12 protein-coding genes are annotated in these 13,530 nt (G+C 74.2%); 4 read left to right on the top strand and 8 right to left on the bottom strand.

Annotated features, from left to right (window positions below):
* Window position 1: 1 nt before the first annotated feature.
* The 4 genes from qcrB to ctaE form a co-directional block, all read right to left on the bottom strand.
* On the bottom strand, window positions 2-1,675 hold the full coding sequence (gene qcrB / locus ACRYM6_RS03260; RefSeq protein ID WP_432541121.1) for a cytochrome bc1 complex cytochrome b subunit: 1,674 nt from the start codon (window positions 1,673-1,675) through the stop codon (window positions 2-4).
* Complete coding sequence (gene qcrA, locus ACRYM6_RS03265) at window positions 1,672-2,703, bottom strand: cytochrome bc1 complex Rieske iron-sulfur subunit (protein WP_432541123.1); 1,032 nt, start codon at window positions 2,701-2,703, stop codon at window positions 1,672-1,674. The genes qcrB and qcrA overlap by 4 nt, the downstream gene beginning before the upstream one ends.
* Window positions 2,704-2,752: 49 nt before the next feature.
* Window positions 2,753-3,547, bottom strand: a complete 795-nt coding sequence (gene qcrC, locus ACRYM6_RS03270) for a cytochrome bc1 complex diheme cytochrome c subunit (protein WP_432541230.1) — start codon at window positions 3,545-3,547, stop codon at window positions 2,753-2,755.
* 116 nt (window positions 3,548-3,663) lie between these two features.
* Window positions 3,664-4,323 (bottom strand): aa3-type cytochrome oxidase subunit III, encoded by a 660-nt coding sequence (gene ctaE / locus ACRYM6_RS03275; RefSeq protein WP_432511877.1) that lies wholly within the window; start codon window positions 4,321-4,323, stop codon window positions 3,664-3,666.
* A 297-nt stretch (window positions 4,324-4,620) separates the two neighbouring features.
* On the opposite strand from ctaE, the gene trpD reads away from it, so the two are divergent.
* Entirely contained in the window at window positions 4,621-5,679 is a 1,059-nt protein-coding gene (gene trpD / locus ACRYM6_RS03280) for an anthranilate phosphoribosyltransferase (protein ID WP_432541125.1), read from the top strand.
* A 5-nt stretch (window positions 5,680-5,684) separates the two neighbouring features.
* Here trpD and ACRYM6_RS03285 read toward each other — a convergent pair whose 3' ends face one another.
* Entirely contained in the window at window positions 5,685-5,963 is a 279-nt protein-coding gene (locus ACRYM6_RS03285) for an Lrp/AsnC family transcriptional regulator (protein WP_432541127.1), read from the bottom strand.
* Entirely contained in the window at window positions 5,960-7,738 is a 1,779-nt protein-coding gene (locus tag ACRYM6_RS03290) for a DEDD exonuclease domain-containing protein (protein ID WP_432541128.1), read from the bottom strand. Before ACRYM6_RS03290 ends, ACRYM6_RS03285 begins: the two co-directional genes overlap by 4 nt.
* Window positions 7,739-7,920: 182 nt before the next feature.
* Between ACRYM6_RS03290 and ACRYM6_RS03295 the strand changes: the two genes are divergently transcribed.
* Genes ACRYM6_RS03295 through ACRYM6_RS03305 form a run of 3 tightly spaced genes read left to right on the top strand, consistent with a single transcriptional unit; the run spans window position 7,921 to window position 10,446 of the window.
* Entirely contained in the window at window positions 7,921-8,136 is a 216-nt protein-coding gene (locus ACRYM6_RS03295; RefSeq protein ID WP_432541129.1) for a hypothetical protein, read from the top strand.
* Window positions 8,137-8,143: 7 nt separating this feature from the next.
* The gene (locus tag ACRYM6_RS03300) at window positions 8,144-9,265 is read left to right on the top strand and encodes a serine/threonine-protein kinase (RefSeq protein WP_432541131.1); all 1,122 of its coding nucleotides are present in this window, start codon (window positions 8,144-8,146) and stop codon (window positions 9,263-9,265) included.
* Window positions 9,262-10,446 (top strand): glycosyltransferase family 4 protein, encoded by a 1,185-nt coding sequence (locus tag ACRYM6_RS03305; protein WP_432541132.1) that lies wholly within the window; start codon window positions 9,262-9,264, stop codon window positions 10,444-10,446. The genes ACRYM6_RS03300 and ACRYM6_RS03305 overlap by 4 nt, the downstream gene beginning before the upstream one ends.
* Here ACRYM6_RS03305 and ACRYM6_RS03310 read toward each other — a convergent pair.
* Window positions 10,346-11,713: a hypothetical protein gene (locus tag ACRYM6_RS03310; RefSeq protein ID WP_432541133.1), complete on the bottom strand. Its 1,368-nt coding sequence runs from the start codon at window positions 11,711-11,713 to the stop codon at window positions 10,346-10,348. The two genes, ACRYM6_RS03305 and ACRYM6_RS03310, sit on opposite strands and share 101 nt — an antisense overlap.
* Window positions 11,714-11,735: 22 nt before the next feature.
* Window positions 11,736-13,484 (bottom strand): AMP-dependent synthetase/ligase, encoded by a 1,749-nt coding sequence (locus ACRYM6_RS03315; protein WP_432541231.1) that lies wholly within the window; start codon window positions 13,482-13,484, stop codon window positions 11,736-11,738.
* Window positions 13,485-13,530 lie beyond the last annotated feature (46 nt).

The following is a 13,530-nucleotide window of genomic DNA, read 5'->3' on the forward strand; positions in this document are numbered from 1 at the left end:
ATCAGCCGTGCGTCGTCTGGGACGTCGTGATGGCCGGGTTGCTCGCACGGTCGATCTCGTCGACGTGGCCGCCGCCGATCTCACCGTGGTGGTCGTGGTGCGAGGCGGCCAGTTCGGCCGGCGTCACCGGTTCGACGCGGTCCTCGAAGTAGAACTTGGAGAGGCGACGCTGGATCTTGCCGAACAGGGTGTTCGGGTTACCGGCGTCGACGCGGTCCTCGATCTCCATCGGGCGCAGGACGTCGTGCTGGACGAGGGTCCAGCGCTCCAGGTCCGTCAGGGGGGCGTGGACCTCGATGAACTCACCGTGCGGCAGGCGCACGATGCGGCCGGTCTCGCGGCCGTGCAGGGCCTTCTCCCGGTCCTTACGCTGCAGCCCGAGGCAGATGCGCTTGGTCACGACGAACGCCAGGGCCGGCAGCGCGAACACGAGGACGCGCAGGGTCCGGGTGATGTCGTTGATCGACAGCTGCATCATGTGGGCGACGATGTCGTTGCCGCCGGAGATCCACAGCAGGACGTAGAACGTGAGCGCCATGACGCCCAGGGCCGTGCGGGTCGGCTGGTTGCGCGGCCGGTCCAGCAGGTGGTGCTCACGACGGTCGCCCGTCGCGGCCTGCTCGATCCAGGGGTAGAGGACCATCACGCCCATCGTGAACAGGATCACCACCGTGGTGGGGATGAAGATGTTCATCGAGAAGGTGAAGCCCCACAGCGTGAACTCGAACCAGCCCGGCATGAGCCGGACCGCGCCGTCGAGCCAGCCCATGTACCAGTCCGGCTGCGAACCGGCGGTCACGGGGGAGGGGTCGTACGCGCCGTAGGCCCAGATCGCGTTGATCTGCACCAGCGCCCCCAGGGCGGCGATGACGCCGAAGACGATGAAGAAGAACCCGCCGGCCTTCGCCATGTACACCGGGAACAGCGGGAAGCCGACGACGTTGTCCTCGGTCCGGCCGGGACCGGGGTACTGGGTGTGCTTGTGCACGACGACCAGCATGAGGTGGACGGCGATGAGCGCCAGCAGGACGGCGGGCAGCAGCAGGATGTGGATGGTGAAGAACCGCGGGATGAAGTCGGTCCCGGGGAACTCACCACCGAACAGGAAGAAGCTGATGTAGCTGCCGACCACGGGCACCGCGAGGATGATCGCCTGGGCGATGCGGATGCCGGTGCCGGAGAGCAGGTCGTCCGGCAGCGAGTAGCCGGTGAAGCCCTCGAAGACCGCGAGGATCGCCAGCAGCGCACCGATGACCCAGTTGATCTCGCGCGGCTTGCGGAAGGCGCCGGTGAAGAACACGCGGGCCATGTGCACGATCGTCGCCGCGACGAAGACCAGGGCCGCCCAGTGGTGGATCTGCCGCATGAGCAGACCACCGCGGACGTCGAACGACAGCCGCAGCGAGGACTCGTACGCCTCGGAGACGTGCTGGCCGTACAACGGGATGTACTGGCCGTAGTAGGTCGTCTCGGCCGCGCTCGGTTCGTAGAAGAACGTGAGGAACGTGCCGGTGAGCAGCAGGATCACGAAGCTGTACAGCGTGATCTCGCCCAGCATGAACGACCAGTGGTCGGGGAAGATCTTGCGGGCGAAGCCGTTGACGACCTTGCTCGCGCCGACGGTGTCGTCGGCGAAGTTGGCGACGCCGCCGGCCGCCTTGTCGATGGTGCTCATCCGCGCTCCCAGAAGCTCGGGCCCACGGCTTCGTGGAAGCCGCTCGTCGCCACCAGGTACCCCTCGTCGTCAACCGCGATGGGCAGCTGGGGGAGAGGACGCTTGGCGGGGCCGAAGATCACCTTGCAGTCCTGCGTCAGGTCGAAGGTCGACTGGTGGCAGGGGCACAGCAGGTGGTGGGTCTGCTGTTCGTACAGGGCCACGGGGCAGCCCATGTGGGTGCAGATCTTGGAGTAGGCGACGGTGCCGTCGACCCCCCACTCGTTCTGCTTCTCGGTGAGCAGGCCCGCGTCCAGCCGCATGATCAGGACGGCCGACTTGGCCTTCTCGTTGAGCGGGTGGTCGACCTCCTCGATGCCCTCGGGCAGGACGTGGACGACCGAGCCCAGCGTCACGTCGGCGGCACGGATGCGCCCGCCCTCGGGGTCCTTGACCAGGTAGGTGCCTTCCTCCCACATCGTGACGGAGAGGTCGTCGCCCGGCAGCGGACCGGTGTCGCGGAAGAAGAAGACCGCGGGGATCGGGAACAGGGCCAGCGCGCCGATGAGCGTGTTGCGGATCAGCGGGCGGCGGCCCAGGCCGGCCTCCGCCGCACCCTCCTTGAGGATGGCGACGGCTTCCTCGCGCTCGGCGGTCGTGCCGCGCTGACGGTGACGCATGTCGATGCGCTCGTCGTCGGGCATGAGCGTCTTGGCCCAGTGCACCGCGCCGATCCCGAGGGCGAACAGCGACACGAACATCGACAGGCCGATGGCCTTGGTCGACAGGCTGACCTGCTCGAAGCTGCCGTCGTACTTGATCGCGACGATCGAGACGATGATCCCGATGGAGCCGAGGATCGACAGCAGCAGGAAGAAGGCGACCTGCCGCTCGGCGCGCCTGGCGGCCCGGGGGTCGGTGTCGCCCATGCGGTGCTGGTGCGGCGGCAGACCCGGGTTCTCGAAGCGGTCGGGAACGCCGCCCCCGGGCTTCGCCAGGGTGGTCCCCGGCTGCCCGTGCGCCTCGTCGGCGCGTTCGATGTCGCTCATGCTCCCTGCCCGTCCGGTTCCTTCGCGTTGTAGCCAGTGGTGGTGCTCATCAGGAGGACTTCATCCCCAGCCAGACCGAGACGCCGATCAGCGCGCCGATGCCCGCGATCCAGGCGACCAGGCCCTCGGAGACGGGGCCCAGGGAGCCCAGCGTCAGCCCGCCCGGGTCGACGCGGGTGTTCTCCCCGCCGCGGTCGGTCAGCCAGGCGATGATGGCCGTCTTGTCCTCGGGGCTGATGTTGTTGTCGTTGAAGACCGGCATCGACTGCGGGCCGGTCTGCATGGCCTCGTAGATGTGCTTGGCCGAGGTGTTCGTCAGGTCGGGGGCGTACTTGCCGGCGGTCAGCGCCCCGCCCTTGCCCTGCGAGTTGTGGCACATGGCGCAGTTGGTGCGGAAGATCGCCGCGCCGCGGGCGACCTGCTCGTCGGTGACGTCGTCGGTGGCGAGCTGCTCCGCGGTCGGGATGGCCGGGCCCGGGGCGAGGGAGGCGATGTACGCCGCCATCTGGTCGATCTGCTCCTGGGTGAAGCGGACCTTGTCGACCTCGGGGGCCTGCGCGCCCGACTGGGACAGCGGCATGCGGCCCGTGCCGACCTGGAAGTCGACGGCAGCGGCGCCCACGCCGATGAGCGAGGGGCCGGCGTTCTTCCCCTCGATCACGGGGGCGCCCTCGGCGTTGACGCCGTGGCAGGTGGCGCAGTTGGCCAGGAAGAGCTTCTTGCCCGCCTCGATGTCGTCGGCGGACGCGGTCGCGGTGGTGGCCTGCGCCTCGCGGGGAGCCAGGGCCGCGTAGAGGCCGCCGACGAGGAGGAGCGCCAACGCGATCAGCACGACGACGGCCATGGGGTGGCGCCGCCGGGCGCTGAGTGCGGTGAGGGTCCTGGTCACGGTGCTGGTGCTCGCTTCCTACGGGGCGTACGGGCTCTGCTGGTGCCCGGGACGGATCGGGCGGGCGTTCGTTACTTGAGGATGTAGATGACCGTGAACAGGCCGATCCACACCACGTCGACGAAGTGCCAGTAGTACGAGACGACGATGGCGCTGGTCGCCTCCTGGTGACCGAAGCGCTTGGAGGCGTACGACCGGCCGATGACCAGGAGGAACGCGACCAGACCGCCGAAGACGTGGATGCCGTGGAAGCCGGTGGCGAGGATGAAGACCGAGCCGTAGGCGTTCGTGGCGATCGTCAGGCCCTCGTGCGCCAGCTCGGCGTACTCGAAGACCTGACCGGCGACGAAGAGGCCGCCGAAGATGTAGGTGAGGATGAACCACTCCTGCATGCCCCACTTGGAGAACTGCAGGAGGCCGCCGGTGCGGCGCGGCTGGAAGCGCTCGGCGGCGAAGACGCCGAACTGGCACCAGAACGACGAGATCACGAGGATCGTCGTGTTGACGCTCGAGAACGGCACGTTCAGCAGCTCGGGGCCGGACTCCCACAAGGCCGGGGCGACGGACCTGATCGTGAAGTACATGGCGAAGAGCCCGGCGAAGAACATGAGTTCGCTGGACAGCCACACGATCACGCCGACCGAGACCATGTTGGGCCGGTTCACCGACCCGTGCGCCGGACTCGGGGTACTGCTCTGGACAGCCTGTGCACTCGCCACGTCGCCAATCATGCCCCACCCCTGCCGGGGTCCGCTGCCCGGCCCACCGACAACGTGTCGTAGATCTCCGTTCCGCCGTCCGGGGGAGGTTCCCGCACGGGTGTGCAGACCCCGTGTCGAGGGCGCGGAGCTGCGCAGGACGTGCGTGCGGGAGTCCGCGGTGAGGGTCGCCTCACCCGGTGAGGTCACGGATCGATCACGATTCGTCCGCGCCCTCCCGGGCGCGCGTCACGGCCCGTCCCGGGGGATCAGTAGGGTCGGGGCGCTGCGGCCGCCGCAGGTCCACCGACGCAGGGAGCCGACGACGCCATGACCACCGCCGCACCCACCTGGGCCGGGCTGCTGACCGAGCTGGTGGCCGGCCGCGACCTCACCGCCGACCAGGCCGGCTGGGCCATGGACCAGGTCATGCGCGGGGAGGCCAGCGACGTCCAGCTCGCCGGGTTCCTCGTCGCGCTGCGCGCCAAGGGCGAGACGAGCGCCGAGCTGGCCGGGCTGGCCGAGGCGATGCTCGCCCACGCCGTCCCGCTCACCGTGCCCGGTCCCCTCGTGGACCTCGTAGGCACCGGCGGCGACCGCGCCCACACCGTCAACATCTCCACGATGGGCTCGCTCGTCCTCGCCGGCACCGGCCGCCGCGTCGTCAAGCACGGCAACCGCGCCGCGACCTCCTCCTCCGGGTCCGCCGACGTCCTCGAGGCGCTCGGGGTGCGGCTCGACCTGCCGCCGCGGCGCGTGGGGGAGCTGGCCGTCGAGGTCGGCATCACCTTCTGCTTCGCCCAGGTCTTCCACCCCGCCATGCGCTACGCGGCCGGCGCCCGCGGTGGCCTGGGCATCCCCACGGCGTTCAACGTCCTCGGGCCCCTGACCAACCCCGCCCGGGCCGGGGCCGCGGCCATCGGCGTGGCCGACCGGCGGATCGCCCCGCTCGTCGCCGAGGTCCTGGCCGCGCGCGGGACGCAGGCGCTGGTCTTCCGCGGCGAGGGCGGGCTCGACGAGATCACCACGACCGAGGCGTCGCTGGTGTGGGTCGTCGACGCCGGGGCGGTCGTCCCGCTGCGGCTCGACCCCGTCGCCGACCTCGGGATGGCCCCGGCGACCCTGGCCGACCTGCGCGGCGCCGACGCCCGGTTCAACGCCCGCGTCGTGCGCGACCTGCTGGCCGGGGCGACCGGCCCGGTCCGCGACGCGGTCGTCCTGAACGCCGCCGCCGCCCTCGTGGCCAGCGGCGTGCGCGCCGAGGGCGCCGGCGACGTCGCCGCGTCCCTCGTGGAGCACCTGCGCGAAGGGGTGCGCCTGGCCACCGAGTCCCTGGACTCCGGGGCCGCGGCGGACGTCCTCGACCGGTGGGTGCGGGCCTCGCGCTGAGGCGCTCAGTCGAAGCCGAGGGCGAAGGCGGACTCCAGGTCGTGCCGGGAGTAGGCGCGGAAGGCGATGTTCGTCGTCGTCGACACCACGCCCTCGACCCGGCTGATGCCCCCGGCGATGACGTCGGCGAGGTGGTCGTGCTCGCGCACGCGCACCATGACGACCAGGTCGACGTCCCCGGTCACCGAGTAGACCTCGCTGACGCCGTCGAGCTCGGCCAGGGTCTGGGCGACCTCGGGGATGCGCCGGCCGTCGCAGGCCACGTTGACGATGGCGGTGATCACGCCGGTGAGGTTACCGGTGCCGCCGTCAGGCGGCTCCTCGCCCAGCCCGCCCCCCGCACCGGGCAGGCCCACGGCGCGACGTCGGGGTCCTGCACGGAGACCAGCCGGACGCCGGGCTGCTCCAGCCACCCCAGCAGGACGTCGGTCTCCTCCACCAGCAGCCCGGGGCGCCCCGGGCCCGGCGCCGGGACCACCTCGCCGGTGGCCCGCAGCGCCTCGATGTGCGGGAGGGGGTCGGCGCCGCGCGGCGTCAGGCAGGTCCCGGCGAGCCGGCCGTACCGGATCAGCACGACCTCCCAGCCGCCCGTGGGCCACCCCGGGGTCGGGGCACCGCGCCGGGCGGCGACGATCTCGGGGCTGCGCGCCAGCGGGTCCCGCCGCTGGGCCCGGTCGGCCGCCGTGAGGAACGCCTCCAGCCGGTCGCGCGCCGAGGCGGCCTCCTCGTAGCGCTGCTGCTCGGCGAGCGCCCGCAGCCGCTCCCGGCCGCGCTCCAGCGCGAGCGCGGCGTCGGCGCGCAACGAGCGCCGCACCGCCTCGACGACCTCGCCGTAGGACGCGGCGTCCTGCCCCCCGCGCTCCGCCCCCAGGCAGGGGGCGCCGCAGCGCCCGATCTCGGCCAGCACGCAGGCCCCCTGGCCGTCGGCCCGGGGCGCCTTGGGGATCTTGCGCGTGCACTGCCGCAGCGGGTGCACCTCGTGCAGGGCGGCCACCGCGAGCTCGGCCGTGGCCGCGGACCGGAACGGCCCCAGGTACTCCGCACCGTCGCGCGCGTCGTCGCGGACCTGCTTGACGAGCGAGAGCCGGGGCCAGTGCTCGGCCGTCAGCTTCACCCAGGTGACCTTCTCCGGCTGCTTGGACCGGCGGTTGTAGGGCGGGGAGTGCTCGGCGATGAGCCGCAGCTCCCGCACCCGCGCCTCCAGCGGCGTCTCGCACACGACGGGGACGACGGTCGTCGCCGCCCGCACCATCTCGGTCATCCGCGCCCGGGTCTCCGAGGCGGTGAAGTACGACCGGACGCGGCGCTGGACGTCGACGGACGTGCCCACGTACAGGACCCGGCCCGACCCGTCGCGGAACTGGTAGACGCCCGGTGCCGACGGCAGCCCCACCGCCAGGTGCTTCTTCGCCCGCCGCGCGGGGCTCACCGTCGTCGCGGTGAAGGCGCGCAGGTCCTCGTAGGTGTGGACCCCGCGGCTGCCGACCCGGCCCAGCAGCGCGTGCAGGACGTCGACCGTGGCCCGGGCGTCGTGCAGGGCCCGGTGGTCCGGGGTCGTCGACGTCCCGAAGAGCCGCGCGAGCGTCCCCAGCTTCCGGTTCGGCGCCTCGTCGCGGTCGACGAGCTGACGGGCCAGGGCGACCGTGTCGACCACCCGGGGCCCGGGCCACGGACGGCCCGTCAGCTCGCAGGCGGCCTTGAGGAAGGAGACGTCGTACGGCGCGTTGTGCGCCACCAGCACCGCGCCCCGGTCGAACCCCGCGAACTCCAGGAAGCTCGGCAGCACCTCGCGGGTGCTGGGCGAGGAGGCGACCATCCCGTTGGTGATGCCGGTCAGCACCTGCACGAACGCGGGGATCGGGGAGGCCGGGCGCACCAGCGTCTGGAACTCGCCCAGCACCTGCCCGCCGCGCACCTTCACCGCGCCGATCTCGGTGATCCCCGCCCCGGACGGCGGCCCGCCCGTCGTCTCCAGGTCCAGCACGACGAACGTGCAGTCCGCCAGGGGCTGCCCCAGCTCCTCGAAGCTGATCTGGACGCTCGTGGGACCGGCGGGCACAGCAGGACGGTAGGCGAGCGGTCCGACACGACCCCGCAGCGACACGGCGGCGACCCGGAGGCGACCCGGCGGCCGCCGTCCGGCGACGGTCCTCGAACGCCTGTTCGGGGTCGTGTCGGAGGTGGCTGCTCGAATGCGCAGCACCGGTCGCCAGGGCCGGTCCTGACGAGCTGGAGGTCCCGATGCCCGACGACTCGGCGAGCCGCGACTCGGTGCTCATCGACTGCGACCGCTGCACGGCCCGCCCGCTGGCCTGCTCCGAGTGCGTCGTCTCCGTCCTGCTGGGGATGCCCGGCCCGGCGGTGCTGGAGGCCGAGGAGGTCGGGGCGGTGGAGGTGCTGGCCGCCTCCGGCCTGGTGCCGCCGCTGCGCCTGCGGACCGACCGCCGGGCGGGATGATGTCGCCGTGCCCGCCGGACCGCCGATCCCGCGACGGTCCCTGCTGCTCGCGCCCCTGCTGCCCGCCGGGTGCTCGGCGCCGGGACCGGACGCCCGCGGCCTGCTGGCCGACCGGGGCCGGGCGCTGCTCGAGCGCGACCTGCCCGCCGCCGCCCGCGGCTACGCCGCCGACGACCGGCCGGCGCTGAGGCGCCACGACGCGCGGGCGCTCGCGGCCGGTCTGGTGGAGTGGTCGGTCGAGGACGTCCGGGTCGCCGGCCGGGACGTCACCGGGCTGCTGCGCGTGCGCGTCGAGGGCGAGGGGCGCGCCGTCGCCGGGGCCTTCCGCGCCGGCTGGGACGGCGAGCTGCACCTGGCCCCGGGCGCCCCGCAGCCCTGGGACCTCGGGGACGTCACCGCCGAGCGCGTCGCGGGGGGCGTCGTCCTGCACGTCGGCCGCACCGGCGACGTGGGGCGCCAGGTCGCGGCCGACCTCCCCGCGGCCACCGCGCGGGTCGACGCGGTGTGGGGCCCGGGCTGGCCGCGCGGGACGGCCGTCGTGGTCGTCCCCACCGCCGCGGACGTCACCCGGCTGGCCGGGGCCGGCGACGGCCTGGACGCCGTGGCCGTCGGCCTGGACGCCGCGCTGCCCGACGGGGCCCCGGCCGGGGTGCGCGTCGTGCTGTCCACCGAGCGCTTCGCCGCGCTCACCGGGCAGGGGCGGACCCTCACCCTCACCCACGAGCTCGTCCACGTCGCCACCCGCGCGACGCCCCGCCCGGCCGGGGCGGTGGTGCCGCGGTGGCTGATCGAGGGGTACGCCGACCACGTGGCGCGGCTGGGCACCGACGTGCCCGCCCCCGCCCTCGCCGCGGCGCTGCTGCGGGCCCCGGGCCCGCCCCGGGTCCCCGCGGACGCGGACTTCACCGACCCCGCGCGGGCGCAGGTGGCGTACGCCGCGGCGTGGACCCTCGTGACGTCCGCGGCGCGCGCCGGCGGCACCGGCACGGTGACCGCCCTCGTGCGGGCCGTCTGGACGGGCACCCCGGTCGCCGACGCCTGCCCGGCCGTCCTGGGCCGGTCCTTGCGGGACGTCGTCGCCACCTGGCGCGCGGACGTCGCGGCCGACCTGGTGGGGTGGGGGCCGTGAGCACGCTCGTCGTCACCAACGACTTCCCGCCCCGCACCGGTGGCATCGAGTCCTTCGTCCACGCCGTCGTCCGGCGGCTCCCGCAGGCCGGCGGCGACCGGGTCGTCGTGCACACCGCCCGCCAGCGCGGTGACGGGGCCACCGACGCCGCGCTCGCCGCCGCGGGCATCACGGTGGTGCGCGACCCGTCGCCGCTGATGGTCCCCACCCCCGCCATCACCCGGCGCGTGCAGCGCACGGCCCGCGAGCACGGTGCCGACCGGGTCTGGTTCGGGGCCGCAGCCCCCCTGGGCCTGATGGCCGGAGCCCTGCGCGCGGCCGGGGTCGGGCGCACCGTCGCCACGACCCACGGCCACGAGGTCTGGTGGTCCACCCTGCCGGGGTCGCGCACGGCGCTGCGGCGCATCGGGGAGCGCAACGACACCGTCACCTACCTCGGGGAGTGGTGCCGGTCCCGGATCGAGCGTCCGCTGAGCGCGCCGGCCCGGGCGCGGATGCGCCGCCTCACCCCCGGCGTCGACGTCGAGGTGTTCCGCCCGGACCCCGACGCCCGCGAGCGGGTCCGGGACCGGTACGGCCTGGGGGAGCGCCCCGTCGTGGTCTGCGTCTCGCGGGTCGTGGCCCGCAAGGGGCAGGACGTCCTCGTCGCGGCGCTCCCCGCGATCCGGCGCGCGGTCCCCGGCGCGGCGCTGCTCGTCGTGGGCGACGGCCCGCACCGCGCCGCCGTCGAGCGCCTCGCTGCGCGGCACGGGGTCCGCGAGCACGTCGTGCTGACCGGGGCGGTGCCCTGGGAGGAGGTCCCCGGCCTCTACGCCGCGGGCGACGTCTTCTGCATGCCCACCCGCACCCGCCTGGGCGGGCTCGAGCCGGAGGCCCTGGGCATCTGCTACCTGGAGGCCGCGGCCTGCGGCCTGCCGGTCGTCGCGGGCGACTCCGGCGGGGCCCCGGACGCCGTGCTGGACGGGGTCAACGGCGTCGTCGTCGACGGCCGCGACGTCGAGCGGGTCGCCCGCGAGGTCGCCGGGCTGCTGCGGGACCGGGAACGGGCGCGGGCGTACGGGGCGGCCGGGCGCGAGTGGGTCAGCCGCCGCTGGGGGTGGGCGGAGCAGACGCGCCGGCTGGCGGAGCTGCTGGCCGGGCGCGACGTTCCGGACGACCCCGCGGCGGGACCGGGCCGCTGAGGGCGCCCGCCGAGGCCGCCACGGCCAGCAGCAGCAGCGCCCCCACCAGCCAGAACTGGTTGTAGAACGCCTGCTTGTTCACCAGGTTCGCCACCAGGAGCACCGCCGCGCACCACGTCAGCAGGCCCGCGAGCCCCACCGGCCGGCGGTGCAGCGTCACGACCGCCGCGGCCAGCACCCCCAGGACGGCCAGACCCACCAGCGGCAGCGGCAGGCGCACGCCGGTCTCGTTCAGCACCAGCGTGTACAGCGTGTCGGCGAACCGCAGCGGCTCCAGCCGCAGCATCGTCAGGACCGTGTCGTGCCAGAACGCCCCGAACCCGGTGACGACCCACGGCGCCACCAGCAGCCCGGCCCCGCCGGCCGCGACGACCGACCGCCGCCACCCGAACCGCGGCCAGGCCGCCAGCAGCGGCAGCAGGGCCACGACGTGCTGCTTGCCGGCCAGCGCCACCGCCAGCGGCACCACCGACCACCAGGCCCGGTCCGTCCGCAGCAGCCACGCCCAGACCGCGAGCCCGACGAGGACCGTCGGCTCGGTCCAGGCCTGCTCGACCAGCGTGCTCGACCCCGGCGCCAGCAGCAGCAGGGCGGCCGCCGCCACGCCCCCGCGCCGCCAGCGGCCCACCGCGGCCACGGCCAGCGCGCTCACCAGCACCAGCGCCAGCATCGCCCACCGCACGTCCCCGGCCAGCCAGCGGCCCGGCGCGGCCAGCACCGCCGTCCACGGCAGGTAGGCGAACGCGTCGGAGATGCCGGGCGAGCCCACCCACTGCCGGCCGTAGAAGGACTCCCCGCGCCCCAGCGCGTCGGACGCCTGCTGCAGGATCACCCACACGTCGATGCGGGGTGCGGGGTCGCCGACGACCACGAGCGCGCCGACGGTGACGGCACCGGCCGCGGCCACCCCCAGGGCCAGCAGCCGGGAGGCGCCCCGGCCCGGCAGCAGCAGCCCCGCCACCGCGAAGCACGCGACGCCCAGGACGAGCTGCACCACCGACAGGGTCGCCGCGGTCACGTACGAGAACGGCGTGAGCCCCAGGTGGACGAGCCCGACGACCGCGAACACCGCCGAGGGGACCCACCCGCCGGAGCGGGGGGCGGGGGTGTCGCGGTCGTCGCGGGCCGTCCGGGCCAGCGCGACCACGACGGCCGCCACGACGACGTACCCGGCGACGATCCACCACCGGTAGCGGACCACGCTGTGCGTGGCCAGGGCCAGCAGCGCCGTCCACGCCGCGAGGGCGCAGGTGTCGCGGCGGCTCACCGGCGGACCCGTCCGAGGCGCCTCACGAGCTGTAGATCGCCTCCACCTCAGCGGCGAGGTCGTGCAGCACCTCGAAGCGCTTCACCTTCTGCGACGGCGTCAGGTAGCCGTTCTCGACGGTGAAGTCGTGCTCCAGCACGCGGAACCGGCGGATCGACTCCGCCCGGCTGACCGACTCGTTGGCCTTGTCGATCGCCGACTGCACCGCGGCCAGCACGTCGGCGTCGGTGCGCGCGCGGGTCAGGTCCAGGCCGTGCTTGCCGTGGTTGGCGCCCCAGGAGGGCAGCGCCTCCTCGTCGAGGGTCACGAGGCAGCCGACAAAGTGCCGGCCGTCGCCCACGACGACGGCCTGGGAGATCAGCGGGTGCGCCCGCAGCCGGTCCTCCAGCGCCGCCGGCACGACGTTCTTGCCGTTGGCGGTGACGATGATCTCCTTCTTGCGCCCGGTGATCGTCAGCAGGCCCGCGTCGTCGATGGACCCGAGGTCACCGGTCCGGAACCACCCGTCGGTGAACGCCTTGGCGGTCTCCTCGGGCCGTCCGCGGTACTCGGAGAAGACCCCCACCCCGCGGGCCAGCACCTCCCCGTCCTCGGCGATCCGCAGGTCGGTGCCGGGCAGCGGCGGGCCGACCGTGCCGATCTTGATCCGGGACGGGCGGTTGACCGCCAGCGGGGCGGTCGTCTCGGTCAGCCCGTACCCCTCCAGGACGACCAGCCCGGCCCCGCGGAAGAAGTGCGCCAGGTGCTCACCCATGGGGGCGCCGCCGGAGACGGCGTACTCGACGCGGCCGCCCAGCAGCGCCCGCAGCTTGGAGTAGACGAGGCGGTCGAACAGCAGGTGCCGCAGCCGCAGCGCCGGGGAGGGCCCGCCGGTGTCCTGCGCGCGCGACCACGCGTCGGCGGTCGCGGCGGCCTGCTCGAAGATGCGCGCCTTGAGCTTGCCGCCCGCCGCCGCCTTCTGCTCGGCGCCGTTGTAGACCTTCTGGAACACCCGCGGCACGGCGAGGATGAACGTCGGCCGGAACCCGGCGAGGTCGGTCAGCAGGTCCTTGGCGTCGGCGGTGTGCCCCACCCGGATGCGGCAGACCAGGCACAGCGCCTGGATGTAGCGGGCGAAGACGTGGGCCAGCGGGATGAACAGCAGCGTCGCGGCGTCGGGGCGGCGCAGGACCTCGGGGATGGCGGCCTCGGCGTTGCGGGACAGGTCGAGGAAGTTGCCGTGGGTCAGCAGGCAGCCCTTGGGGCGGCCGGTGGTCCCGGAGGTGTAGATGATCGTCATCGCGTCGCCCGGGCCGGCGACGGACCGCGCCCGGTCGACGTCGGCGTCGGGGACCTCGCGCCCGGCGGCGCGCAGCTCGCCCAGGGCCCCGGCCTCCAGCGTCCAGACGTCGCGCAGGGCGGGCAGCCGGTCCCGCACGGCGGCGATCCGGGCGGCGTTCTCGCCCGTCTCCACGAAGCAGGCCACCGCCCCGGCGTCGGACAGGATCCACTCGATCTGCTCGGGGGCGCTGGTCTCGTAGACCGGGACGGTGACCGCCCCGGCGAACCAGCCGGCGACGTCCACGACCGTCCACTCGTAGCTGGTCCGGCCCATCACCCCGATGCGGTCGCCGGGGGAGACCCCCGCCGCCAGCAGCCCCTTGGCCACCGACGTCACGTCGGCGAGGAACTCGGTCGCGGTGACGTCGCGCCAGCTGCCGTCCGCGGTCTTGCGGCTGGCGCTGACGTGCCCCGGGTCCTGCTGCGCGGTCTCGACCACGCAGTCGGTCATGTTCCCGGACGTGGCGGGCGGGACGAGCGGGGGCTCGCTGCTGCTC

The organism is Kineococcus rugosus (assembly GCF_050871975.1).
In the GTDB taxonomy this organism is placed as follows: Bacteria; Actinomycetota; Actinomycetes; order Actinomycetales; family Kineococcaceae; genus Kineococcus.

Excerpts from the sequence above, each read along its gene's own strand:
- qcrA (WP_432541123.1), bottom strand. The coding sequence starts at position 2,703 with ATGAGCGACATCGAACGCGCCGACGAGGCGCACGGGCAGCCGGGGACC.
- ACRYM6_RS03315 (WP_432541231.1), bottom strand. The coding sequence starts at position 13,484 with ATGACCGACTGCGTGGTCGAGACCGCGCAGCAGGACCCGGGGCACGTC.
- trpD (WP_432541125.1), top strand. The coding sequence starts at position 4,621 with ATGACCACCGCCGCACCCACCTGGGCCGGGCTGCTGACCGAGCTGGTG.
- ctaE (WP_432511877.1), bottom strand. The coding sequence starts at position 4,323 with ATGATTGGCGACGTGGCGAGTGCACAGGCTGTCCAGAGCAGTACCCCG.
- qcrC (WP_432541230.1), bottom strand. The coding sequence starts at position 3,547 with ATGGCCGTCGTCGTGCTGATCGCGTTGGCGCTCCTCCTCGTCGGCGGC.
- qcrB (WP_432541121.1), bottom strand. The coding sequence starts at position 1,675 with ATGAGCACCATCGACAAGGCGGCCGGCGGCGTCGCCAACTTCGCCGAC.
- ACRYM6_RS03295 (WP_432541129.1), top strand. The coding sequence starts at position 7,921 with ATGCCCGACGACTCGGCGAGCCGCGACTCGGTGCTCATCGACTGCGAC.